Source organism: Streptomyces sp. enrichment culture, assembly GCF_964273145.1.
In the GTDB taxonomy this organism is placed as follows: domain Bacteria; phylum Actinomycetota; class Actinomycetes; order Streptomycetales; family Streptomycetaceae; genus Streptomyces.
In genome coordinates, this window is sequence record NZ_OZ186873.1 from 5,661,568 (window position 1) to 5,686,024 (window position 24,457).

Sequence of the window (24,457 nt, forward strand, 5' to 3'; positions counted from 1 at the left end):
CTTCGTTTCTGTGGTCAGGTGGTACTCCCATGGTCAACGATCACGGGCCCCGATGCATTCCGGTCCCCGGAAAAAACGGATGGAGCCGGCGGTCCGCGGACGTCACACGCGGTAGAGCGCCTCCACCACGTGTGCGTACGCCTTCTCGATCGCCTCCCGCTTCAGCTTCAGCGACGGCGTCAGCAGTCCTTCCTCCTCGGTGAAGGGGTGGGCCAGGATGCGGAAGGTGCGGATCGACTCGGCCTGCGAGACCAGGGTGTTCGCGGCGACGACCGCGCGCCGCACCTCCGCCTCCAGGTCGGCGTCGCGCACCAGCTCGGCCGGGGACATGCGGGGCTTGTTGCGCATGGCCAGCCAGTGCCCGACCGCCTCCGGGTCGAGGGTGACGAGCGCGGCGACGTACGGGCGGTCGTTGCCGACGACGAGGCACTGGCTGATCAGCGGATGGTTCCGGACCCGTTCCTCCAGCGGGCCCGGTGGGACGCTCTTGCCGTTCGAGGTGACGAGGACCTCCTTCTTGCGGCCGGTGATGGTGAGGTAGCCGTCGTCGTCGAGGAAGCCGAGGTCGCCGGTGGCCAGCCAGCCGTCGTTCAGGACCGCGCCGGTGGCCTCGGGGTCGTTCAGGTAGCCCTGGAACACGGTGGCGCCGCGCAGCCACACCTCGCCGTCGTCGGCGATGTGCACGGTGACGCCCGGGATGGGCTGCCCGACGGTGCCGTAGCGGGTGCGCCCGGGCGGATTGGCGGTCGCGGCGGCGGTGGACTCGGTCAGGCCGTAGCCCTCGTAGATCTGCACGCCCGCGCCCGCGAAGAACAGCCCGAGCCGGCGGTCCATGCCCGAACCGCCCGACATCGCGTGCCGCACCCGGCCGCCCATCGCGTCCCGGACCCTGGTGTAGACGAGCTTGTCGAACAGCTGGTGCTGCACGCGCAGCGCGGCCGACGGGCCGGGGCCGGTGCCCCACGTCCTGGCCTCCACCGCCTCCGCGTACCGCACGGCGACGTCGACGGCCTTCTCGAACGCCCCCGCCCTGCCCTCCCGCTCCGCCTTGCGCCGGGCGGCGTGGAACACCTTTTCGAAGATGTGCGGCACGGCGAGGATGAACGTCGGGCGGAAGGCGGCCAGGTCGGGCAGGAGTGCCGCCGCGTCGAGCCGCGGCTGGTGGCCGAAGCGGACCCCGCCGCGGATCGCGGCGACCTCCACCATCCGCCCGAAGATGTGCGCGAGCGGCAGGAAGAGCAGGGTCGCCACCTCGTCGCCCTTCCCGGAGCGGAACACCGGTTCCCAGCCCCGGACGAGGGTGTCCGCCTCGTGCATGAGGTTGCTGTGCGAGATCACGCATCCCTTGGGGCGGCCGGTGGTGCCGGAGGTGTAGACGACCGTCGCGACGGAGTCGGGTGTGACCGCCCGCCGGTGGCGGTGCACCACCTCGTCGTCGAGGTGGGCTCCGGCGTCGTACAGCTCCCGCACGGCACCGGTGTCCAGCTGCCACAGCCGCCGCAGGTGCGGCAGCCGTCCGATGACGGTGGCGACCGTCATGACGTGGTCCTCGTGCTCCACGACCACCGCGGTGACCTCGGCGTCGTACAGCATCCAGAAGCACTGCTCCGCCGACGACGTCGGATACACCGGCACCACCTGGGCGCCGATCGTCCACAGCGCGAAGTCGAACAGCGTCCACTCGTAGCGGGTACGGGACATGATCGCGACCCGGTCGCCGAACCGGACGCCCTGCGCCAGCAGCCCTTTGGCGAGGGCCAGCACCTCGTCACGGAACTCGGCGGCGGTCACGTCCCGCCACCGCCCCTCCTCGTCCTTGCGGCCGAGGGCGACGCGCAGCGGGTCGTCCTCGGCGTGCCGGAAGACGGCGTCGGCCAGACCGCCCGCGGGGGGCGTCAGAGCCGACGGAGGGTTGGTGAATTCGCGCAATCCCCGCTCCGCTCCTTGTGACGTCCGACACAGCGCCGTGAAAGCTACCCCACCGGGGCGGGGGGTGGGAGAGGGACAAAGTGTGAGCGATGCTCACGTTCGTGCTGGTCAGCCGGGGAGAATGCGCGCATAAGGGGAGGGGCCGGGCGGATTCCCGACGGCCGGGTAAGTTTCGGTGCCGTTATCTCCACCGAATCTGTACACGCGCCGACCGCGCGCGCCGGGTTCACCCCCGGACGGGGCCTCCTCCTCTGTCAGCGTGGACGCGGCCGAATTCGTCACTCCGGCGCCGTCCGGACGCCCCGCACCCGCGGCACGTCGCCGTCGGCGGTGCTGCGCCACGGTGGGCGCCGCCCCTCGCGCCGCCGCCGGCCGCGCGTTCGCCGCCCCCGCCCGGCGGCCGCACCAGGAGTCCGGCGGCGCCGAGGGCTGCCCCACCCGGCAGGCCCCGTACCGGCCCCGGTGGCCGTACGCCCGCCGCGGACGGGGCCGGGCCGGCGGCGCCGCCCGCGGCGGGCGCCCCCTTCCGGCAGCGGCAGGCCCCGCAGACCGCCTGCCGCCCCGCCCGCCGCGGGCCGTGCGCGGCGTTCCCCGGCGGCCCCTGGGGAGCGGGGCGGTGGGGAGCGGATCCCGGCCGCGCGGTCAGCCGGGCGCCGGCACGGCGCCGAGCACCGCGGTGGCCCGTGCCACGGGGTCGCCCGAGGCCTTGACGGGGTGGCGGTCGCGCCGGAGGTTCCAGGCGTTCTCCAGGGCGAACCAGTCGATGGCGGCCGGCGCCCGCCCGGTGGCCAGCGCGGTGTCGAGGGAGTCGAGGTACGTCGTCCAGCGCATCGCGTAGAAGCCGGAGACCAGCCCGGACCACTCCCGGTTGGCGTAGTCCCGCAGGCCGCCCGCGTCGCTGCCGGAGCGGTGGCCCCAGGTGGTGAGGATCGAGCGGGCGTCGAACTCGGCGGCGGCCCGCTCCGCCTCGGTGCGGCCCCAGGACCTGGCCTCCTCCAGCCAGGGGCCGAGCAGGAACCGGGTGTCGGTGGCGAGCAGCTCGTCCAGCAGGGCGAGGTCGCGCTTCCATTCGGCCGCCCGCTCCCGGAAGAGGGGCAGGTCCTTGGCGTCGTAGGCGGCCTTGATCTGCGGGAGCAGGGTCCGGCTGCGGTTGGCCAGGACCTGGCGGGCGACGTCGACGAGGTCGAAGCGGTAGGCGTCGGTGGCGCGCAGGGCGGGCGCGACCTTCAGCAGCTCCACCAGCGCCCGGTGCACGGTGGCGGGGTCGTAGCGCATCGCCTCCGGACTCCAGCTCGCCGCCTTGGTGGCCGTCAGCCGGGGGCGGGCGGTGAAGAGGCTGTCCTGCGCCTCGCTCCAGGTGCCGGACGGGGTGCTGTAGGGCCCGGTGCGCAGCAGCTCCCACGCCCTGGCGGCGTGCGGGTCGGCACCGCCGTAGCGGCGCTGCGCGTACGCGGCGAACCACGCCCGGTGGTCCACCGGGCCCGTCCGCCAGGCCAGTTCGGTGAACAGCTCGTAGGCCACGGGGTTGCCGCCGGTGCCCTCCGGCAGGTAGGCGATGCCCGCCAGGGCGCTGCCGGGCTTGGTGCGCCACCGCTCGAAGCGTTCGGCCCACACGGCGGTGTTGGCGCCGATGGTGGTGTGACCGCCGAAGTTGGGGATGGTGCCGAACGCGTAGGGCGTGCCGTGCCAGGCGGCTTCGCGGTCGAGGCCGTCGTAGCGGTCGGACAGGCCGTCCACGATGAACAGCCTGCTCTTGTCGACGGCGTCGATGATCTGCGTCGAGGGGTTCTTCTGCCAGCCGATCAGTGTCCAGACGGCGCCGGGGTGCGCGCGCTGGAGGGCGTCCATCACGGCCCTGGCGGCGTCCGCGACGGGCACGTTCCCGGGGCGGCCGCCCTCGTGCAGCAGGTCCATCTTGTACATCGTGGAGTCGCCGAACATCTCCCGCTGGTGCCGGTAGAACGAGGCGGCGACCTCGGGGAACATCTCGCTGCGCGGGTCGAGCCAGTCGGGCCGCTCGAAGCCGACCCAGTCGCCCTGCGGGACGACGGGCCCGGTGGGGTTCTTCCCGGTGAACCCCGGGGGCACGGTGCCGTAGTAGCCGGGCAGCACCGGGGTCATCCCCAGGTCGCGCAGCCGGTCGGCGATCTTGCGGCCGAGTCTCGCGCGGTCCTTCAGGAGCCGTTCGGAGACGGGGCCGCCGAAGCCGGACATGTTCTGCATCAGCCACCACGGCTGGTGCGCCGGGCCCGGGATCCAGGACCTGAGCTCGTCCCCGGAGTAGCCGAACTCCCGGAAGGTCTCGTGGTAGACGGCGTCGGCGCCCATCTGGACGAAGACCTCGTTCACGCCGTGCAGGGCGAGGAGGTCGATCTGCCGCTCGTAGGAGGCCCAGTCGCGGTAGGCGCCGGAGTAGCCGTCGTCGGTGTCGTTGAGCGCGAAGCGGTGCGGCACCGACGCGTCCTTGCGGACGGTGCCGGCGGGCGCGGGCAGGGTGCGGGGCAGTCTCGCCGTGCTCGTCCCGGGCCAGCCGATGTCCACCCCGGCCGTGTACTTCAGGTACCAGTTGACGCCGCTGAGGAGCACGGCGGGGCTGGTGCCCCGGACCCGTACGTCACCGGCGCGGCCGGAGACGGTGAAGTAGTCGCCGGACGCGGGGCGGCCCACCGGGACGAGGCGGAACTGCGAGGCGTGGCGGGGCAGCAGCCGGGCGAGCGCCGCCCTGGCGGAGTGGACGGCGAAGGCCGCCCTGCCCGGCGGAGCGGCCGCCGCGGGGGAGGACGCGGGGCCCAGGACCGCGGTGAGAAGGGCGAGGGCGGTGGCCGCGCACAGGGCGGCGCGGGATCTGAGGCTTCTCACTGGCCACCTCGGTGTATTCGGTTGACGCGGTGCCCGTAAACATGGGGGGAACGCGTCGGCCCGTCAAGAGGACCCCGCGGCCGCGGTGGCGTCACCCGGCGGGCGCCGCGGCAGTCCGCTCGCCAGGACGGCGCTCGCCAGGGCGTCCGCGGCGCTCCGGGCGGCGGGGCGGTGGCGGCCGTGGAGCAGGACGAAGTCGACCGCGCCGAGCTCCGGCAGGTCCGCCCGCTCCCGCACCCGGACCAGGCCGGGCGGGATGAGCCCGCGCGAGTGCGCCATCACGCCGAGACCGGCGCGGGCCGCCGCGATCAGGCCGCTGAGGCTGCCGCTGGTGCAGGCCACGCGCCAGGCGCGGCCCTGCCGCTGCAACGCCTCCAGGGCCAGGGCCCGGGTGATGCCGGGCGGCGGGTAGACGATCAGCGGGACGGGCCGGTCGGGGTCCAGGCGCAGCCGCTGTGCGCCGATCCACACCAGGCGGTCCCGCCAGACCAGCTCGCCGCGCGGGTCCTCGGCGCGCCGCTTGGCCAGCACCAGGTCCAGCTTCCCGGCGGCCAGCCGCTCGTGCAGGGTGCCGGACAGCTCCACCGTCAGTTCCAGATCGACCTCGGGGTGGTCGTGCCGGAACCGCTCCAGGATCTCCGGCAGCCGGGTCAGCACGAAGTCCTCGGACGCCCCGAACCGCAGCCGGCCGCGCAGCCGGGGGCCGGTGAAGAACGCCGTCGCCTGCTCGTGCACCTCCAGGATGCGCCGGGCGAAACCGAGCATCGCCTCGCCGTCCTCGGTCAGCTCCACGGAGTGGGTGTCCCGCGCGAACAGCTGACGTCCGACGGCGTCCTCCAGGCGCCGCACGTGCTGGCTGACGGTCGACTGGCGCAGCCCGAGCCGCCGGGCGGCCTGCGTGAAGCTCAGCGTCTGGGCCACCGACAGGAAGGTGCGCAGGTGGGAGGGGTCGTACACGAGGGAAGGCTATCGCGGTACGTGATGGCAGTCAGAGCGGTGTGCGGGATTCCCGATCGCCCGGAAGAGGAGCAGGATGAAGGAGGGGACCCGCGTCCCCTGCGCCTGCGGCACACCCATGCCGTACCCATGGCCGCGTCCCCGGGGCGCGAGCCCGTCAGCGAGCAAGTGGAGCACCGTGAAACACCTGCGATGGCCCCGTCGGATGCCGGTCGACCCGTACATCGTGCTGCTGCTCGGGACGGTGGGCCTCGCGGCGCTGCTGCCGGCGCGCGGGACGGCGGCGGACGCCGTCTCCGGTCTCTCCACGGCGGCGATCGCGTTCCTGTTCTTCCTGTACGGCGCCCGGCTCTCCACCCGGGAGGCGCTGGACGGACTGCGCCACTGGCGGCTCCACGTCACGGTGCTGGCCTGCACCTTCGCCGTCTTCCCGCTGCTGGGGCTGGCGGCCCGCGGCCTGGTCCCGGTCTTCCTGACGCACCCCCTCTACCAGGGCCTGCTGTTCTGCACCCTGGTCCCGTCGACCATCCAGTCGTCGATCGCCTTCACCTCCATCGCCCGCGGCAACGTGCCCGCCGCCATCTGCGCGGGCTCCTTCTCCTCCCTGGTCGGCATCGTCGTCACGCCGCTGCTGGCCGCCGCCCTGCTGCACAGCAGCGGCGGGTTCTCCGCCGACTCGCTGCTGGAGATCGTGTTCCAGCTGCTGGTGCCGTTCGTCGCCGGGCAGCTGCTGCGGCGCTGGATCGGCGGCTTCGTCGCCCGCCACAGGAAGGCCCTCGGGCTCGTCGACCGCGGCTCGATCCTGCTCGTCGTCTACACCGCGTTCAGCGAGGGCGTGGTCCAGGGCGTCTGGCACCGGGTGAGCCCCGTCCGGCTGGCCGGGCTGCTGGTCGTCGAGGCCGTCCTGCTGGCCGTGATGCTCGCCCTGACCTGGTACGGGGCCAAGGCCCTGGGCTTCGGCCGCGAGGACCGCGTCGCGATCCAGTTCGCGGGTTCGAAGAAGTCCCTCGCCGCCGGCCTGCCCATGGCGAGCGTCCTGTTCGGCGCGCAGGCCTCGCTGGCGGTGCTGCCGCTGATGCTCTTCCACCAGATGCAGCTGATGGTGTGCGCGGTGATCGCCAAACGCCGGGCGCGCGACGCGGACGCGCAGGACGCCACGGGAAGCCCGCGGGGGGCGCGCCCGGCGGCCGGCACCGGGACGCGGACCGGCTGAGCCGTACCGCCCGCGCCCGGTCGCGCCCGGGACGTCAGCCGCCGGGGCCCACCGAGTCCAGGGGCAGTGACAGGACCGTGCCCCGCGGCGCCCGGTCCGAGTCCAGGCCGGCGATCTCCCGGTCGGTCAGGGCCCGGTCCCACACCCGTACGTCGTCGATCGCCCCGGTGAAGAACGCCCGGCTGTCCACGCGCTGGCCGACGTGCACCCCGAACGGCGAGTTCCGGCTGACCGAGCCGGGCACGTCCGGCACCGCGGCGAGCGCCTCGCCGTCGACGAACAGGGTCAGCCGCGTGCCGTCCCGGCGCAGCGCCACGTGGTGCCAGCGGCCGTCGTTGCGGGCGCCCGCGGCACGCACGTACGCCGACCGCGGGGCGGACACGCCGTCGCGTACGGTGATCAGGCCCTGGACGCGGTCGTGGGCGGGCTCGGCCCGCAGCCACACCTGGGGCTGGGTGGTGCCGATCCCGCCCATCCACAGCAGCGGCTGCTCCCCGCGCGTCGCCGTGTACCGGAACCACAGCGACGCGGTGAAGTCCTTCGTGCCCAGGGGCAGCGCGGCGCGGTACGGCAGGCGCACGGCGTCGTCGGCACCGTCGAAGGCGAGCGCGCCACCGATCACGCCGTCCGTCACCGCCGCGCCGCCGAGGACGGCCGCGGGCCCGGCGCCCGGCGCGAGGTCCGGCGTGGTGGGGTCCGGGCCGCGGCGCGGCGCCAGCCGGTCCTCGGTGAAGCGGGTGAAGCGGATCTCGTCGCGCGCGTCGACGGCCCCGGCCTCGTACAGCAGCCCCACGGTCCCCGCGTCGTCGATCGCGACCAGGTCGGAGTAGCCGGACCAGTCCCGGGTGACGAGGGTGGCGCGGTCCACGCTCTCCCAGGTGGCGCCGCCGTCGTAGGAGGAGCGCAGGGCCATCGTGCGGCGGCGGTCGGGGTCGGCCGGGGCGGACAGCAGCAGGCGGTCGCCCAGGCGCAGCAGGGCGCCCTGCACCTGGGGGGTGTACAGGTCGGGGAGGGCCCGGAAGGGCGCGGCGAACGTGTCGCCGCCGTCCCGGCTGACGGTCTGGCTGCGGTGGCCGAGGTCGGTGCCGTCCTGTTCCCGTCCGCTGACCAGGATCGTGCCGTCGGCCCGCTCGGCGAGGGTCAGCTCGGACGGCTTCTGCCGGAACGGCGCGTCCGGGGGGATCGGCCAGGTGTCGGTGGCGCCGATCCGCCAGCTTCCGCCGCCGTCGTCGCTGACGATCAGCGCCGCGTGGTTCGCGGTGACCCGCTCGCCGTCCCAGGTCTCGGCGTTGACGCCGAAGACCAGGCGCCCCGCGTGCTCGCCGTGGGCGAGCTGGATGCCGTGCACGGGGCCGGTGGCGTACCAGGAGTTCCAGTGGGCGGGCATGATCTCCTCGCTCAGGTCGCGCGGCGCCGACCAGGTGCGGCCGTCGTCGTCGCTGTACCGGAGGTAGGGGCGGCGGTCACAGGGCACCGCGCAGTTGGCCGCGTCCGTGCGGCCGGTGTTGTACGTCTCGGCGAGCAGGACGCGCCCGGTCTCCCGGTCCACGACCGGGACCGGGTTGCCGTGCGTGTCGCCGCCGCCGTCGTCGACGACCGTCAGCGGGCCCCAGGTCCGGCCGCCGTCGGTGGAGCGTTTGAGGACGATGTCGATGTCGGCGGCGTCCCCGCAGTTGAGGACGCGCCCCTCGGCGAAGGCGAGGAGCGTGCCGTCCGTGGTCCGCACGATCGCCGGGATGCGGAAGCAGGCGTAACCGGGGTCCTGGGAGGCCTTGAAGAGGACCTGTTCCTCGAACAGCGGGGCCGGGGAAGGGGGTTCGGTGTCGGTTCCCGGCGAGGCGGCCGTCGCGGCGAGGGCGAACAGCGCGAACAGGGCGGTCAGGGTGGTCGGGGCGGTTCTCGGACGGGTACGCGGTCGTGCCGGCAAGGAGCGGCCTGCCCTTCGGGGGGTTGCGGTCGATGGTCCAGCGGTCGAGTCGTCGTCCGGACATCGGGACATCCACGTCCGATGCGCGCCCCACCGACGTTAGATCGGGCGCGCGCCCGCCACAAAGGAAACCGCGTGCGTGTCATCCGTGTGGGGTTCAGGGCACGAGGACGGCCTTCCCGAGGTTGCTCCGCGACACGACGGCCGCGTGCGCCCCGGCCGCGTCCTCCAGGGGGAACCCGCCGTGCACGGCGGGCCGCGGCGTCCCCTCGGCGAACAGGTCCCACACCTCCCGGCGCCACCGCTCGTAGAGGTCCGGCCGCTCCCGAGCGATCCGCGCCGTCTGAAATCCCGTCACCGTCCTGGCGCCCACCAGCAGGTCGTACGCCCGGACGGTCCCGCCGCCCGAGCCGTACGCCACCAGCCGCCCGCCCGGGGCGAGGGCGGCGACCGCCGGGGCGAGCAGGTCGCCGCCGACCGCGTCGAAGACGTGACCGGCCGGCTCGCCCCAGCTCCCGTCGCCGCAGACGACGACGGCGTCGGCCCCGAGGGGAGCGCACGAAGCCGGCCTTGGCCGGGTCGGAGACGGCGCCCACGACCCGGGTCGCGGGGACCCTCAGCCCCGGGTGGCCGCGGCCCGCAGGGCGATGCGGTCCTCGCCCGCGTACACGTTCATGGAGGTGCCCCGCAGGAAGCCCACCAGCGTCAGCCCCGTCTCGGCGGCCAGGTCCACCGCGAGGGAGGAGGGCGCCGACACCGCCGCCAGCACGGGCACGCCCGCCATCACCGCCTTCTGCGCCAGCTCGAAGGAGGCCCGGCCCGACACCAGCAGGATCGCCCGGGACAGGGGCAGGTCCCCGTTCTGCAGGGCGCGGCCGACCAGCTTGTCGACCGCGTTGTGCCGGCCCACGTCCTCCCGCACGTCCAGCAGCTCCCCGTCCTCGGCGAACAGGGCCGCCGCGTGCAGGCCGCCGGTGCGGTCGAAGACCCGCTGGGCCGAGCGCAGCCGGTCGGGCAGGGACGCGAGCAGCCCGGGGGTGATGTGGAGCGGCGGGGTGTCGGCGATGGGCCAGCGGGCCGTCGTCCGCACCGCGTCGAGGCTCGCCTTGCCGCACAGGCCGCAGGAGGAGGTGGTGTAGACGTTGCGTTCCAGGGTGATGTCGGGGAGCGCGACGCCGGGCGCCGTCTGCACGTCCACCACGTTGTAGGTGTTGGAACCGTCGGCGGTGGCGCCCGCGCAGTACACGATGTTCCGCAGGTCCTGCCGCTCGGCGAGCACCCCCTCGCTGACCAGGAAGCCCGCCGCCAGCGCGAAGTCGTCACCGGGCGTGCGCATGGTGATCGCCAGCGGCTTGCCGTTCAGCCGGATCTCCAGGGGCTCCTCGGCGACGAGCGTGTCCGGGCGGGTGGAGACCGCGCCGTCCCGGATCCGGATCACCTTGCGTCGTTCCGTGACTCGTCCCATGTCCCCATCCGTCCCGTTCGGTGCTCTTCGATCCAGGTTCCGCGCGTGCCGGCGGCCGGAGCGGCCTTTGACGCACAGGTCGCCCCGCGTCACCGGGCCGCCGTGCGGCGGGGCGACCCCGACGATCTCATTGTCCTGCACGTGCGGACGGGGTGGCAGCCCGCTCCGCGGCCGTCCCGGTCCTCGCCCGGCACCTTGTACGGTTCCTCGTCCGCCCCTCCTCCGTCCGTCCTCGCCGGGACGGTGCCCACGGTGTGGGGGCCGAAGCGGCGAGGGCCGCGTCGTGACCCGTTCGGGAGGGCGTGAGGGGAGGGCCCGCGCGCGACCGCTCGGCGCGCTCCGCATACCGTTCACCGCATACGGCCGGCCCGGGCCTTCCCACCTCGTGGCCGGTTCCCTACCGTCAGGGACCCATGAGCCCACCGGTCGCACCCCCGGGCTGGAGCCGCTGGCTGGTTCCGCCCGCCGCCCTCTCCGTCCACCTCTCCATCGGGCAGGCGTACGCCTGGTCGGTGTTCAAACCGCCCTTGGAGTCCGCGCTCGGCCTCAGCGGCACACAGAGCGCGCTCCCCTTCCAGCTCGGCATCGTCATGCTCGGCCTGTCGGCCGCGTTCGGCGGCACGCTGGTCGAGCGCAACGGGCCGCGCTGGGCGATGACCGTCGCCCTCGTCTGCTTCTCCTGCGGTTTCCTGCTCTCCGCGCTGGGAGCCGCCGTCGAACAGTACTGGCTGATCGTGTTCGGCTACGGCTTCGTCGGCGGGATCGGCCTGGGCATCGGCTACATCTCGCCGGTCTCCACGCTGATCAAGTGGTTCCCGGACCGGCCCGGCATGGCCACCGGCATCGCCATCATGGGCTTCGGCGGCGGCGCGCTCATCGCCTCGCCCTGGTCGGCGCGGATGCTGGACTCCTTCGGAGCGGACTCCTCCGGGATCGCCCTCGCCTTCCTCGTGCACGGGCTGTCGTACGCCGTGTTCATGCTGCTGGGCGTCCTGCTGGTGCGGGTGCCGCCCGGCGCGGCGCGGTCCGCGGGCGATGCGGCGGACACGGATCCGGGCGGGGGCGTGCGGGTGTCGGCGCGGGACGCCGTGCGCACCCCGCAGTTCTGGTGCCTGTGGGTCGTGCTCTGCACGAACGTCACCGCGGGCATCGGCATCCTGGAGAAGGCCGCCCCGATGATCACGGACTTCTTCGCGGACACCTCCGCGCCCGTGTCCGCGACGGCCGCCGCCGGGTTCGTCGCCCTGCTGTCGGCGGCGAACATGGCCGGCCGCATCGGCTGGTCCTCGGTCTCCGACCTGATCGGCCGGAAGAACGTCTACCGCGTCTACCTCGGGGTCGGCGCGCTGATGTACGCGCTCATCGCGCTGTCCGGCGACACCTCCAAACCGCTGTTCGTCCTGTGCGCCCTGGTCGTCCTCTCCTTCTACGGCGGCGGCTTCGCGACGATCCCCGCCTATCTGAAGGACCTGTTCGGCACGTACCAGGTGGGCGCCATCCACGGGCGGCTGCTCACCGCCTGGTCCACGGCCGGGGTCCTCGGGCCGCTGATCGTCAACTGGATCGCCGACCGGCAGGAGGCGGCGGGCCGGCACGGCTCGTCCCTGTACGGCCTGTCGTTCGCCGTCATGATCGGCCTGCTGGCCGTCGGCTTCGCCGCCAACGAACTGGTCCGGCCCGTCCACCCCCGCCACCACGTCCCCGCCCGTCCCGCGTCCGAGGAGGCCACCGATGCCGGCACCGTCCCGCGGCAGCAGCCCGAATCCGCCTGAGCGGCGCCCGCTGATCGCCCTCGCCTGGCTGTGGGTGGGGGCGCCCCTGGCGTACGGCCTCTACGAACTGGTGCGGAAGGCGACGCGGTTGTTCACGGGATGAGGGGCGGCGACCCGCCGGGGATCGTCGGGTGACGGGCGGCCCGCCGGGGGCGGTCACCGATGGCGGCGGGTGGCCCGCCCGGGCGATCACCGGTGGCGATGGGCGACGCACAGGCGGTCAATGGTGACGGTGAGCAGATTCTCGGGCGTCCGAGGGCCTGACGGAAGGCGACAAGCGGAGCACTCGATTCCTGTCGGTTCACCTGCCGCCCTACCCGCGAGTCACTGATCAGACTGATGACTCCCGCTACCAGGCAACGAGGGGATCCGTCCATGAACGGCTCGCGCATCGCCGCAGTCGGCCACTACCAGCCCGCCAGGGTGCTCACCAACGAGGACCTGGCGGACCTGGTCGACACCAGCGACGAGTGGATCCGCAGCCGGGTGGGCATCCGCACCCGCCGGATCGCCGGCCCCGACGAGCCGGTGGACGAGCTGGCCGCGCACGCCGCCGCGAAGGCGCTCGCGGCGGCCGGGCTGGCACCCGCCGACGTGGACCTGGTGCTGGTCGCCACCTCCACCGCCGTCGACCGCTCCCCGAACACCGCCGCCCGCGTCGCGGCCCGCCTCGGCATCCCGCAGCCCGCCGTGCTGGACGTCAACGTCGTGTGCGCCGGATTCACCCACGCCCTGGCCACCGCCGACCACGCCGTCCGCGCGGGGGCCGCGCGCCGCGCCCTGGTGATCGGCGCCGACAAGATGTCCGAGGTGGCCGACTGGACCGACCGCAGCACCTGCGTGCTGGTCGGCGACGGGGCGGGGGCCGCCGTCGTCGAGCCCTGCCCGCAGGGGTGGGAGCCCGGGATCGGCCCGGTGCTGTGGGGGTCGGTGCCCGAGATGGGGCGGGCGGTGCGGATCGAGGGGACGCCGCCGCGGTTCGCCCAGGAGGGGCAGGCCGTCTACCGCTGGGCCACCACCCAGCTGCCGCCCCTGGCCCGCCGGGCCTGCGAGCGGTCCGGAGTGGCGCCGGAGGACCTCGCCGCGGTCGTGCTGCACCAGGCGAACCTGCGCATCATCGAGCCCCTCGCCGAGAAGATCGGCGCCGTCAACGCCGTCGTCGCCCGGGACGTGACCGAGTCGGGCAACACCTCCGCGGCCAGCATCCCGCTCGCCTTCGCCAAGCTGGTCGAGCGGGGCGAGATCACCTCCGGCGACCCGGTGCTGCTCTTCGGCTTCGGCGGCAACCTGTCGTACGCCGGGCAGGTCGTCCGCTGCCCTTGAGCGGACGGGGGACGTGGCGCCCCCTGAGCGGGCGGGGGAACGGCGCCCGGGCCCCGCTGCCGGAATCGTCAGGGACCCGGCGCGGGCCGCCTCCCAGGGCCGGCGGGTCACCTTTCGAGTGCTCCCGGGCCCGCGCGCCGCGTCCCGGGCCTCACGCCGCGGACGCGGCCCTCGCCAGGCGCAGCTGGCCGATCTCGGCCACGTTCTTCATCAGTTCGGCGTTCACCCAGGCCAGCATGTGGGCGACGGTGTGCTCGGGATCGCCCTCCCACGGGAACGGCGCGGTGCGGTCCAGGTCCGCCTCGGTGAGCCGTTCCGCCGCGCGGGACCACTCCTGGCGAAGGCCGCGCAGCCAGGCGACGGCCGCGTCACCGGGGCCCGGCCACGTGATCTCGGCCCGGCCGCGCGGCGTCCGGCCCGACACGTGGTCGGCGGCCACGCCCAGCCACCAGCCGATGTGCCAGCTCAGCCAGCCGACGGTGGGCACCGGGACGGGATCGGGCTCGGTGTCCGCCCAGTCCGGCACCCACCTCCCCGTGCTCTCCCGCCGCATGGTCCAGCAGTGCGGAGCCGGCTCCCACAGGAAGTCCTCCGCCTCCAGGCGCTCCGCGTGGTACTCGAAGAGCGACCACGTCAGGTCCCACTGCCACGTCATCAGTTCGCATCGTGAGGTCGGCACCGGCCGACGGTGACACACGGACACGGCGCCCGCCAAGCGGAAATCACCCGGCCACACCGCCCTTTGTCCTCTCAGTGGAGAAAGTTGGCGGCAATTCCTGCGCGACTTCTTCCCCTGATCGGCGGCCGCTGCTACGTTCCCCTCCGAAAGCAAGCCACGGACGTGGCCGGAAACCGGCGCGCACAGGCCGTTGAGGCGGGGAGGGGCTCGTGAGACGCATGACCGCGCGACCCGCCAACGCCCACCAGGCCAGGCTGCTGAAGCTGCTGCGCGACGGCGGACCCAACTCCCGCGCCCAGCTGGGCGACCAGGTCGACCTGTCGCGGTCCAAGCTGGCCGTGGAGGTGGACCGGCTGCTGGAGACGGGGCTGGTCGTGGCCGACGGACTCGCCGCCTCGCGCGGCGGGCGCCGCTCCCACAACGTCCGGCTCAACCCCGGGCTGCGCTTCCTCGGCGTCGACATCGGCGCGACCTCGGTCGACGTCGCCGTCACCAACGCCGAACTGGAGATCCTCGGGCACATCAACCAGCCCATGGACGTCCGCGAGGGGCCGGTCGCGGTTTTCGAGCAAGTCCTGTCCATGGCCGAGAAGTTGAAGGCATCGGGGCTCGCGGAGGGCTTCGACGGCGCCGGCATCGGCGTCCCCGGACCGGTCCGCTTCCCCGAGGGTGTGCCGGTGGCTCCGCCGATCATGCCGGGCTGGGACGGCTTCCCCGTGCGGGAGGCGCTCAGCCAGGAACTCGGCTGCCCGGTCATGGTCGACAACGACGTGAACCTGATGGCGCTGGGGGAGCAGCACGCGGGCGTCGCCCGCACCGTCGCCGACTTCCTCTGCGTCAAGATCGGCACCGGCATCGGCTGCGGCATCGTCGTCGGCGGTGGCGTCCACCGCGGCACGACGGGCAGCGCGGGCGACATCGGGCACATCCAGGCCGTGCCCGACGGCCGCCCCTGCGCCTGCGGCAACCGGGGCTGCCTGGAAGCGCACTTCAGCGGCGCGGCGCTCGCCCGCGACGCGACGGAGGCCGCCCAGCAGGGGCGGTCGCCGGAACTGGCCGCGCGGCTGGAGGCGAACGGGGCCCTGGGCGCCGCCGACGTCGCCGCCGCGGCCGCCGCGGGCGACGCCGCCGCCCTGGACCTGATCCGGGAGGGCGGCACCCGCACCGGCCAGGTCATCGCCGGCCTGGTCAGCTTCTTCAACCCGGGCCTGGTGGTGATCGGCGGCGGGGTGACCGGTCTCGGCCACACCCTGCTCGCCGCGATCCGCACCCAGGTCTACCGCCAGTCGCTGCCCCTGGCGACCGGCAACCTCCCCATCGTCCTGGGGGAACTGGGCCCCACCGCCGGAGTCATCGGCGCGGCCCGGCTCATCAGCGACCACCTGTTCTCACCCGCGTAACCGGCTCCGACGCGCCACACCACCAGTACGGCGAACCGTTTCACCCGCCCCGCCCCGCCCCAACCCGCTCCGCTCCGCCCCTCACTTTCAAGATTTGCCCTGCTCTGCCCTGATACGCCCCGCTCCGTCCTGACACCGGCCCGCACGACGCCCGCCGAGGGGACCTCACATGGCACCAGAACCACCGCTGCTCAGCATGTCCGGCATCACCAAGTCGTTCCCCGGCGTCCGGGCCCTCGACGGTGTCGACCTGGACGTCCAGGCCGGCGAAGTGCACTGCCTGCTCGGCCAGAACGGCGCCGGGAAGTCCACGCTCATCAAAGTCCTGGCCGGCGTCCACCAACCCGATACCGGCCGCCTGCGCTGGCGCGGCGAGGACGTCACGCTGCGCTCGCCGATCGCCGCCATGCGCCTGGGGATCGCCACCATCTACCAGGAACTCGACCTGGTGGAGCACCTGTCCGTCGCCGAGAACGTCCACCTCGGCCACGAGCCCACCACCGCCGGTTTCGTCGTCCGCGGCAAGGCGGCCCGCGCCGCGACGGCCGCGCTGCTGAAACGGCTCGGACACCCCGAGATCGACCCGGCCGGCCTGGTCGGGGACCTGTCGGCGGCCCAGCAGCAGATCGTGTCGATGGCACGCGCCCTCTCCCACGACGTACGGCTGATCGTGATGGACGAGCCGTCCGCCGCGCTCGACCCGGACGAGGTCGACAACCTCTTCCGCATCGTCGGCGACCTCACCGCCGACGGCGTCGCCGTCGTCTACATCTCGCACCGCCTGGAGGAGATCCGCCGCATCGGCGACCGGGTCACCGTCCTGAAGGACGGCCGGGCCGTCGCCCGCGGACTGCCCGCGAAGACGACGCCGACCGGCGAGGTGGTGTCGCTGATGACCGGGCGCACCGTGGAGTACGTCTTCCCCGAGCGGCCGGCGGCACCGCCCGGCGGGGACCCGGTGCTCCGGGTGCAGGGGCTCGCGCGCGACGGCGAGTTCGCGCCCCTCGACCTGGAGGTCCGCCCCGGGGAGATCGTCGGGCTCGCCGGACTCGTCGGCTCCGGCCGCTCCGAGGTCCTGGAGACGATCTACGGCGCACGCAAGCCGACCGCCGGCCGGGTCCTCGTCGGCGGGCGGCCCCTGCGCCCGGGCAGCGTGCGCGCCGCCGTCCGCGCCGGACTCGGGCTCGCCCCGGAGGAACGCAAGGCGCAGGCCCTGCTGATGCTGGAGTCCGTCACCCGCAACGTGTCGGTCTCCTCGATGTCCCGCTTCGCGCGCGGCGGCTGGATCGACCGGGGCGCCGAGCTGGGCGCCGCCCGGGCCGCCACCCGCGAACTGTCCCTCAGGCCCGACAACCCGTCCGTGCCGGTGCGCACCCTGTCCGGCGGCAACCAGCAGAAAGCCGTCCTGGCCCGCTGGCTGCTGCGCGGCTGCCGGGTGCTGCTGCTCGACGAACCCACCCGCGGCGTCGACGTCGGCGCCCGCGCCGAACTGTACGCCGTGATCCGGCGCCTGGCCGACGAGGGCCTGGCCGTGCTGCTGGTCTCCAGCGAGGTGCCCGAGGTGCTCGGCCTCGCCGACCGGGTGCTGGTGCTGCGCGAGGGCCGCGTCGTGCACGAGGCGCCCGCCCGCGAACTCGACGAACACCGCGTACTCGACCTCGTGATGGAAGGAAGCCCGGCGTCATGACGCAGCACGTGTCCCCGCCACGGGGCGGCACCGGAAAAGCGGCGGCGGCGGACGGCCCGCCCGCCCGGCGGGGCCTGACCGCCCGAGCCGACGTCCGCACCCTGTCCCTGCTCGGCGTCCTCGCCGTCCTGGTCCTCATCGGCGGCATCACCAAGCCCGACGAGTTCCTCGACACCCGCAACCTGCAACTCGTCCTCACCCAGGCGTCCGTGATCGGCGTCGTCACCGTCGGCATGACCTTCGTCATCGTCTCCGGCGGCATCGACCTGTCGGTCGGCGCGATCGTCGCGCTCGCCTCGGTGTGGGCGACCACGGTGGCCACCCAGGAGTACGGCTTCGGCGGCATCCTCTTCACCGCGATCGTCGTCGGGGTGGGCTGCGGGCTGGTCAACGGCGTGCTCATCGCCTACGGGGCCATGGTCCCGTTCATCGCCACCCTCGCCATGCTGGCCTCGGCCCGCGGCCTGGCCCTGCAGATCACCGACGGCAAGACGCAGATCGTCACCGTCGAGGGCGTCCTCGACCTCGGCGAGCGCGACGCCTACGTGCTCGGCGTCCCGCCGCTGGTGCTGGTCTTCGCGGCCGTCACCGTCGTCGGCTGGCTGCTGCTGAACCGCACCACCTTCGGCCGCCGCACCGTCGCCGTCGGCGGCAACGCGGAGGCGGCCCGGCTGGCCGGCATCGACGTCCGCCGCCAGCGGCTGTACCTGTACCTGCTGTCCGGGCTGTGCTGCGGCATCGCCGCCTTCCTGCTGATCGTCCTGTCCGGCTCCGGCCAGAACACCAACGGCAACCTGTACGAGCTCGACGCCATCGCCGCCGCGATCATCGGCGGGACCCTGCTCAGCGGAGGCCGCGGCACCATCGTCGGCTCCGTGCTCGGCGTCCTGATCTTCACCACGATCACCAACATCTTCGCCCTGAACAACCTGCAGAGCGACGTCCAGCAGATCGCCAAGGGCGCGATCATCGTCGCCGCCGTGCTGGTCCAGCGCCGTACCGCGAGCACGACCTGACGAAAGGGTTCACCGCCATGCCAGAGCCGTCGCCTTCCACCAGCCGCAGAGGACTGCTCCTCGGGGCCGCCGCCGTCTCCGCCGGCGCCTTCCTCACCGGGTGCACCAGCAACGAGACCGGCGACTCCGACGACGGGTCGGCCCGGAACACCCAGCCGGTCGCCGACGACAAGCCCGGCAAGCGGGTCACCATCGGCTACGCGGGCCCGCTCGCCGACCACGGCTGGCTCAACGCCATCAACGACCAGGCCAAGAGCCGTGCCGAGAGGTACTCCGACGTCACCCTGGAGGTCACCGAGGGCTCCAACGACACCGCCCAGCAGATCGGGCAGATCGAGACCCTCATCAACAAGAAGGTCGACGTCCTGGTGGTGCTGCCCGCCGACGGCAAGGCGCTCACCCAGGTCGGGCTGAAGGCGATGCGGGCCGGCATCCCGGTGGTCAACCTGGACCGGGTCTTCAACACCCCGCAGGCCTACCGCTGCTGGGTCGGCGGCGACAACTACGGCATGGGCCTCAACGCCGGCCACTACATCGGCGAGAAGCTCAAGGACAAGCCGGACGCCCGGGTCGTCGAACTGGCCGGACTGGACAACCTGGAACTGACCCGGCAGCGCACCCAGGGCTTCGACGACGCCCTGAAGAACTACCCCAACATCAAGAAGGTGGCCCGCCAGGCCGCGGACTTCACCGTCGAGTCCGGGCAGGCCAAGATGGCCCAGCTGCTCCAGGCTCAGTCGGGGTTCGACGCGCTGTGGAACCACGACGACGACCAGGGCGTCGGCGCGCTGCGCGCCATCGAGCAGGCCGGACGCGACGACTTCCTGATGGTCGGCGGCGCGGGCGCCCTGTCCGCCTTCCAGGCCATCAAGCGGGACGACGGCGTGCTCAAGGCGACCGTCCTGTACCCGCCGACCATGGCCGCCTCCGCGATCGACCTCGCCCGCGCCCTCGGCCAGGGCAAGGGCATCAGCGGTCTCGCCGAGCACGAGATCCCGTCGTCGATCACCTTGTACTCGACCGTGGTCGACAAGGAGAACGTCGACGAGTACATGTCCACCGGTTTCCAGTGAGGAGCCCGGCCCCGCGGGCCTGACCAGCCCGCAGGACGGGGCCACCGGAGGAGGCCGCCGGGAGGGGACCGCCGGGAGAGGGGCGCCGCGAGCCGGCGCACCCGCCGGGCGTGCCCACGGGCGGCTCCACCGGACGGGCCCACCCCCCACCGCGCCACGACACGAGGAGGACATCCGCATGGGACAGCCGCAGCAGCCCGGCAGGGCCGAGGCAGCAGCCGCCGGGACCGGGGCCACGGGCCGCAGCACGGGGGCGGCCCCCGCCCCGGCGGCGGCCGGTGCCGGCACCGGGAACGGGGGCGCCGCACCGGCCACCGCGCAGGCCGCCCCGGCGACCGGCGCCGTCAAGCCGCCGCTGCGCGTCGGCATGGTCGGCTACGCCTTCATGGGTGCCGCCCACTCCCAGGGCTGGCGCACCGCGGGCCGCGTCTTCGACCTGCCGCTCGCCCCGGAGCTGGCCGCGATCTGCGGCCGGGACGCCGAGGCCGTCCGCGCGGCGGCCGACCGGCACGGCTGGGCGTCGGCCGAGACCGACTGGCGGGCGCTGGTCGAACGGGACGACATCGACCTCGTCGACATCTGCACCCCCGGCGACAGCCACGCCGAGATCGCGCTGGCCGCGCTCGCCGCCGGCAAGCACGTCCTGTGCGAGAAGCCGCTGGCCAACACCGTCGCCGAGGCCGAGGCGATGGTCCGGGCCGCCGAAGAGGCCCACGCGCGCGGCCGGCTGGCCATGGTCGGCTTCAACTACCGCCGGGTCCCAGCGGCCGCGCTGGCCCGCCGCATGGTCGCCGAGGGCCGCGTCGGCAGGCTGCGGCACGTGCGGGTGACGTACCTCCAGGACTGGCTCGTCGACCCGGCCGCGCCGCTGACCTGGCGGCTGCGCAAGGAGCAGGCCGGCTCCGGCTCGCTCGGCGACCTCGGGGCGCACATCGTCGACCTCGCGCAGTACCTGGCCGGCGAGCACCTCGCGGGCGTCTCCGGCCTCACCGAGACCTTCGTGAGGGAACGCCCGCTGCCCGGCCGCACCGCCCAGGGCCTGTCCGCCGCCCCGGCCGGCGGCGGCACCGGGCAGGTCACCGTCGACGACGCCGCCCTGTTCACCGGCCGCTTCCCCTCCGGCGCCCTGGCCTCCTTCGAGGCCACCCGGTACGCCACCGGCCGCAAGAACGCCCTGCGCATCGAGCTCAACGGCGAGCGCGGCTCCCTCGCCTTCGACCTGGAACGGCTCAACGAGCTGTCGTACCACGACGGTACGGAACCCGCCGCGCTCGCGGGGTTCCGCCGCATCCTCGTCACCGAGTCCGACCACCCCTACCTGGAGGGCTGGTGGCCGCCGGGCCACGGCCTCGGCTACGAGCACACCTTCGTCCACCAGGCCCGCGACCTGGTCCACGCCATCGCCGAGGGGCGCCGGCCCGAGCCGTCCTTCGCCGACGGGCTCCAGGTGCAGCGCGTGCTGGCGGCGGTGGAGGAGAGCGCCGAGAAGAACTCCGTCTACACCCCGATCGCGGCCTGAGAAGACACCGAAGCCAGAGGGAGACAGATACGGATGCCGCGCAACTTCACCCTGTTCACCGGCCAGTGGGCGGACCTCCCGCTGGAGGAGGTCTGCCGCCTGGCCCGCGACTTCGGTTACGACGGCCTGGAACTCGCCTGCTGGGGCGACCACTTCGAGGTCGACAAGGCACTGGCCGATCCGTCGTACGTGGAAGGCCGCCACCGGCTCCTGGACAAGTACGGCCTGAAGTGCTGGGCCGTCTCCAACCACCTCGTCGGTCAGGCCGTCTGCGACGCCATCATCGACGAACGCCACCGGGCGATCCTGCCCGCCCGCATCTGGGGCGACGGCGAGCCCGAGGGCGTGCGGCAGCGCGCCGCCGCCGAGTTGAAGGACACCGCGCGGGCCGCGGCGGCCCTGGGCGTCGACACCGTCGTCGGCTTCACCGGTTCCGCCATCTGGCACCTGGTCGCCATGTTCCCGCCCGCCCCCGAGTCGATGATCGAGCGCGGCTACGAGGACTTCGCCGAGCGCTGGAACCCGATCCTGGACGTCTTCGACGCCGAGGGCGTACGGTTCGCCCACGAGGTCCACCCCAGCGAGATCGCCTACGACTACTGGACCACCCGGCGGGCGCTGGAGGCGGTCGGCCACCGCCCCGCCTTCGGCCTCAACTTCGACCCGTCCCACTTCGTGTGGCAGGACCTGGACCCCGTCGGCTTCCTGTGGGACTTCCGCGACCGGATCTACCACGTGGACTGCAAGGAGGCCCGCACACGCCTCGACGGCCGCAACGGCCGCCTCGGCTCCCACCTGCCGTGGGGCGACCCGCGCCGGGGCTGGGACTTCGTCTCCGCCGGCCACGGCGACGTGCCCTGGGAGGACGTCTTCCGGATGCTGCGCGCCATCGACTACCGGGGCCCGATCTCCGTGGAGTGGGAGGACGCCGGCATGGACCGGCTCCAGGGCGCCCCCGAGGCGCTGACCCGCCTGAAGGCCTACGACTTCGAACCGCCGTCGGCCTCCTTCGACGCCGCGTTCGGCAACTGACCACCGCTCACCGTCCCCGGGGTGACGGCGCACCCCGGCGTCCACGCACCCGACCCGTACGACCGGCCCCTTCCAGGAGGCATCAGTGCACGGGAACGACCGCACCAACCGCACCACCGGCACCGACAGAGCCGGGATCACCAGACGGCGCCCGTTCCGGCAGGCGATCGCCCTGCTCACCGGCGCCCTGCTGGCGGGCACCTCCCTCACCCTCGCCGCCCCGCAGGCGGGGGCGGCCGGCACCGAGGCGAAAGCCGCCCCGGCCGCCGAGGACTTCCAGCAGGTCACCCTCGCCAAGGGCGAGCCGGAGGTCGGCGAGCCCATGTCGCTGGCCGTCCTGCCCGACCGCTCGGTCCTGCACACCTCCCGCGACGGCGAGCTGCGCCTGACCGACGCGGCGGGCAACACCAAGATCGCGGGCAAGCTCGACGTGTACTCCCACGACGAGGAGGGCCTGCAGGGCGTCGGCATCGACCCCGGCTTCGCGCAGAACCGTTACATCTACCTGTACTACGCGCCGCCGATGAACACCCCCGCCGGCGATGCCCCCGAGACCGGCACCGCCGCCGACTTCGCGCCCTTCGAGGGCGTCAACCGGCTCTCCCGGTTCGTGCTGAGGGAGGACGGCACCCTCGACACCGCCAGCGAGAAGAAGATCCTCGACGTGCCGACCACCCGCGGCATGTGCTGCCACGTCGGCGGCGACATCGACTTCGACGCGCAGGGCAACCTCTACCTGTCGACCGGCGACGACTCCAACCCGTTCCAGTCGGACGGCTACACCCCGATCGACGAGCGCGCCAACCGCAACCCGGCCTTCGACGCCCAGCGCACCTCCGGCAACACCAACGACCTGCGCGGCAAGATCCTGCGCATCAAGGTGAACGAGGACGGCTCCTACTCCATCCCCGAGGGCAACCTCTTCCCGCCCGGCACGGACAGGACGCGGCCCGAGATCTACGCCATGGGCTTCCGCAACCCGTTCCGGTTCAACGTCGACAAGGAGACCGGCATCCTCTACGTCGGCGACTACGGCCCCGACGCCGGTTCCGCCGACCCGGACCGGGGCCCGGCCGGCCAGGTCGAGTTCGCCCGCGTCACCGGCCCCGGCAACTTCGGCTGGCCGTACTGCACCGGCGACAACGACGCCTACGTCGACTACGACTTCGCCACCGGGCAGTCCGGCGAGGCCTTCGACTGCGCCGCCCCGAGGAACGACTCCCCGCACAACACCGGCCTGACGGACCTGCCCCCGGCGCAGCCGGCCTGGATCCCCTACGACGGCCCCTCCGTGCCCGAGTTCGGCGACGGCTCCGAGTCCCCGACGGGCGGCCCCGTCTACCACTACGACCCGGACCTGGACTCGCCGGTGAAGTTCCCCGAGGCCTACGACGGCGACCTCTTCGTCGGGGAGTTCGGACGGCGCTGGATCAAGCGGATCACCAGCGACGCCGACGGGACCGTGCAGGCGATCAACGACGTGCCCTGGTCCGGCACCCAGGTGATGGACATGGAGTTCGGGCCCGACGGGGCGCTGTACGTCCTCGACTACGGCCTGTCCTGGTTCGGCGGCGACGAACACTCTGCCCTGTACCGCATCGAGAACGCCACCGACGGCCACTCGCCCGTCGCCCAGGCCGCCGCGAACAAGACCTCCGGCCGGGCCCCGCTGCGGGTGCGCTTCTCCTCCGCGGGCACCACCGACCAGGACGGCGACGCCCTCACCTACAGCTGGGACTTCGGTGACGGCTCCACCTCCACCCAGGCCGACCCGACGCACCGGTACCGCAAGAACGGCACCTACACCGCGACGCTGACGGTGAAGGACCCCTCCGGCCGCACCGGCAGCGCGAGCGTGCAGATCGTCGTCGGCAACACCGCGCCCAAGGTGACGCTGGACCTGCCCAAGGACGGCCAGCTGTTCAGCTTCGGTGACGCCGTCCCGTTCAAGGTGCGGGTCACCGACCCCGAGGACGGCCGGTCCGTCGACTGCTCCAAGGTCAAGGTCACCTTCATCCTCGGCCACGACACCCACGGCCACCCGCTCACCTCCGCCAACGGCTGCTCGGGCACCATCCAGACCAGCGCCGACGGCGGCCACGACGAGAACGCGAACATCTTCGGCGTCTTCGACGCCGAGTACACCGACAACGGGGGCGGCGGCCAGGCCCCGCTGACCACCCACGACCAGAACGTCACCCAGCCCAAGCACCGTCAGGCCGAGCACTTCGGCGACTCCTCGGGCGTCTCGGTCATCACCAAGGAGGCCGCGCACGGCGGCAGGACCGTCGGCGAGATCCACCACGGTGACTGGATCTCCTTCACGCCGTACGTCCTGAGCGACGCGCAGAAGGTCACCGCCCGCGTCTCCTCCGGCGGCACCGGCGGCACCCTGGAGTTCCGCGCCGGGTCCCCCACGGGCACGCTGCTCGGCAAGGCGGCCGTTCCGGCCACCGGCGGCTGGGAGACCTTCCAGGACGTCTCCGCCGACCTGTCCCGCGCCCCGCGCGGCACCACCGAGCTCTTCCTGGTCTTCAAGGGCAGCGGCACGGGTGCCCTGTTCGACGTGGACGACTTCACCTTCACGACCGACTGAAAGGAGGTGA

Annotated in this window: 17 protein-coding genes and 2 pseudogenes; 11 read left to right on the plus strand and 8 right to left on the minus strand. The window is 73.5% G+C overall.

Annotated elements, in window-relative coordinates; genetic code table 11:
- Nucleotides 1-102: 102 nt before the first annotated feature.
- The 3 genes from ACSU6Z_RS25185 to ACSU6Z_RS25195 all read right to left on the minus strand — a co-directional run bounded on the left by ACSU6Z_RS25185 (nt 103) and on the right by ACSU6Z_RS25195 (nt 5,745).
- Nucleotides 103-1,929, minus strand: coding sequence for an AMP-dependent synthetase/ligase (locus ACSU6Z_RS25185; RefSeq protein WP_437048972.1), 1,827 nt, complete (start codon nt 1,927-1,929; stop codon nt 103-105).
- Between the two features lie 642 nt (nt 1,930-2,571).
- Nucleotides 2,572-4,788, minus strand: a complete 2,217-nt coding sequence (locus ACSU6Z_RS25190) for an alpha-N-acetylglucosaminidase (RefSeq protein ID WP_437048974.1) — start codon at nt 4,786-4,788, stop codon at nt 2,572-2,574.
- 63 nt (nt 4,789-4,851) lie between these two features.
- Nucleotides 4,852-5,745 (minus strand): LysR substrate-binding domain-containing protein, encoded by an 894-nt coding sequence (locus tag ACSU6Z_RS25195; RefSeq protein WP_437048976.1) that lies wholly within the window; start codon nt 5,743-5,745, stop codon nt 4,852-4,854.
- Between the two features lie 205 nt (nt 5,746-5,950).
- Here ACSU6Z_RS25195 and ACSU6Z_RS25200 point away from each other — a divergent pair, with 205 nt between their 5' ends.
- Nucleotides 5,951-6,958 carry a bile acid:sodium symporter family protein gene (locus tag ACSU6Z_RS25200; RefSeq protein ID WP_437050474.1) on the plus strand — a complete coding sequence of 336 codons (1,008 nt, stop codon included), beginning with the start codon at nt 5,951-5,953 and terminating at the stop codon, nt 6,956-6,958.
- 34 nt (nt 6,959-6,992) lie between these two features.
- Here the strand turns inward: ACSU6Z_RS25200 and ACSU6Z_RS25205 are convergent, their stop codons facing one another.
- The 4 genes and pseudogenes from ACSU6Z_RS25205 to ACSU6Z_RS25220 form a co-directional block, all read right to left on the minus strand.
- Nucleotides 6,993-8,885, minus strand: coding sequence for an exo-alpha-sialidase (locus ACSU6Z_RS25205; RefSeq protein WP_437048978.1), 1,893 nt, complete (start codon nt 8,883-8,885; stop codon nt 6,993-6,995).
- Nucleotides 8,886-9,042: 157 nt separating this feature from the next.
- Nucleotides 9,043-9,375 (minus strand): annotated as a pseudogene (locus ACSU6Z_RS25210) (zinc-binding dehydrogenase); the annotation flags it as partial.
- A 126-nt stretch (nt 9,376-9,501) separates the two neighbouring features.
- A complete protein-coding gene (gene fdhD, locus ACSU6Z_RS25215) occupies nt 9,502-10,350 on the minus strand; it encodes a formate dehydrogenase accessory sulfurtransferase FdhD (RefSeq protein ID WP_437050476.1) in 849 nt (282 codons plus the stop codon).
- 54 nt (nt 10,351-10,404) lie between these two features.
- A pseudogene (locus ACSU6Z_RS25220) lies at nt 10,405-10,695 on the minus strand (hypothetical protein); the annotation flags it as partial.
- A 68-nt stretch (nt 10,696-10,763) separates the two neighbouring features.
- On the opposite strand from ACSU6Z_RS25220, the gene ACSU6Z_RS25225 reads away from it, so the two are divergent.
- The 3 genes from ACSU6Z_RS25225 to ACSU6Z_RS25235 all read left to right on the plus strand — a co-directional run bounded on the left by ACSU6Z_RS25225 (nt 10,764) and on the right by ACSU6Z_RS25235 (nt 13,445).
- Nucleotides 10,764-12,122 carry an OFA family MFS transporter gene (locus ACSU6Z_RS25225; protein ID WP_437048980.1) on the plus strand — a complete coding sequence of 453 codons (1,359 nt, stop codon included), beginning with the start codon at nt 10,764-10,766 and terminating at the stop codon, nt 12,120-12,122.
- Nucleotides 12,082-12,225: an MFS transporter small subunit gene (locus tag ACSU6Z_RS25230; protein ID WP_437048982.1), complete on the plus strand. Its 144-nt coding sequence runs from the start codon at nt 12,082-12,084 to the stop codon at nt 12,223-12,225. The genes ACSU6Z_RS25225 and ACSU6Z_RS25230 overlap by 41 nt, the downstream gene beginning before the upstream one ends.
- A gap of 272 nt (nt 12,226-12,497) precedes the next feature.
- Nucleotides 12,498-13,445, plus strand: coding sequence for a beta-ketoacyl-ACP synthase III (locus ACSU6Z_RS25235; RefSeq protein ID WP_437048983.1), 948 nt, complete (start codon nt 12,498-12,500; stop codon nt 13,443-13,445).
- 151 nt (nt 13,446-13,596) lie between these two features.
- Here the strand turns inward: ACSU6Z_RS25235 and ACSU6Z_RS25240 are convergent, their stop codons facing one another.
- Nucleotides 13,597-14,100: a DinB family protein gene (locus ACSU6Z_RS25240; RefSeq protein WP_437048985.1), complete on the minus strand. Its 504-nt coding sequence runs from the start codon at nt 14,098-14,100 to the stop codon at nt 13,597-13,599.
- A gap of 242 nt (nt 14,101-14,342) precedes the next feature.
- Here ACSU6Z_RS25240 and ACSU6Z_RS25245 point away from each other — a divergent pair, with 242 nt between their 5' ends.
- From ACSU6Z_RS25245 to ACSU6Z_RS25275, 7 genes are all read left to right on the plus strand, one after another.
- Nucleotides 14,343-15,524 carry an ROK family protein gene (locus ACSU6Z_RS25245; RefSeq protein WP_437048986.1) on the plus strand — a complete coding sequence of 394 codons (1,182 nt, stop codon included), beginning with the start codon at nt 14,343-14,345 and terminating at the stop codon, nt 15,522-15,524.
- 169 nt (nt 15,525-15,693) lie between these two features.
- Nucleotides 15,694-17,211, plus strand: coding sequence for a sugar ABC transporter ATP-binding protein (locus tag ACSU6Z_RS25250; RefSeq protein WP_437048987.1), 1,518 nt, complete (start codon nt 15,694-15,696; stop codon nt 17,209-17,211).
- Nucleotides 17,208-18,227 carry an ABC transporter permease gene (locus ACSU6Z_RS25255; protein ID WP_437048988.1) on the plus strand — a complete coding sequence of 340 codons (1,020 nt, stop codon included), beginning with the start codon at nt 17,208-17,210 and terminating at the stop codon, nt 18,225-18,227. The genes ACSU6Z_RS25250 and ACSU6Z_RS25255 overlap by 4 nt, the downstream gene beginning before the upstream one ends.
- 17 nt (nt 18,228-18,244) lie before the next feature.
- Nucleotides 18,245-19,300, plus strand: a complete 1,056-nt coding sequence (locus ACSU6Z_RS25260) for a substrate-binding domain-containing protein (RefSeq protein ID WP_437048990.1) — start codon at nt 18,245-18,247, stop codon at nt 19,298-19,300.
- A 178-nt stretch (nt 19,301-19,478) separates the two neighbouring features.
- Complete coding sequence (locus ACSU6Z_RS25265) at nt 19,479-20,819, plus strand: Gfo/Idh/MocA family protein (RefSeq protein WP_437048991.1); 1,341 nt, start codon at nt 19,479-19,481, stop codon at nt 20,817-20,819.
- Nucleotides 20,820-20,852: 33 nt separating this feature from the next.
- Nucleotides 20,853-21,851 carry a sugar phosphate isomerase/epimerase family protein gene (locus ACSU6Z_RS25270; RefSeq protein WP_437048993.1) on the plus strand — a complete coding sequence of 333 codons (999 nt, stop codon included), beginning with the start codon at nt 20,853-20,855 and terminating at the stop codon, nt 21,849-21,851.
- An 85-nt stretch (nt 21,852-21,936) separates the two neighbouring features.
- The gene (locus tag ACSU6Z_RS25275; protein WP_437048994.1) at nt 21,937-24,447 is read left to right on the plus strand and encodes a PQQ-dependent sugar dehydrogenase; all 2,511 of its coding nucleotides are present in this window, start codon (nt 21,937-21,939) and stop codon (nt 24,445-24,447) included.
- The last annotated feature ends 10 nt before the right edge of the window (nt 24,448-24,457 follow it).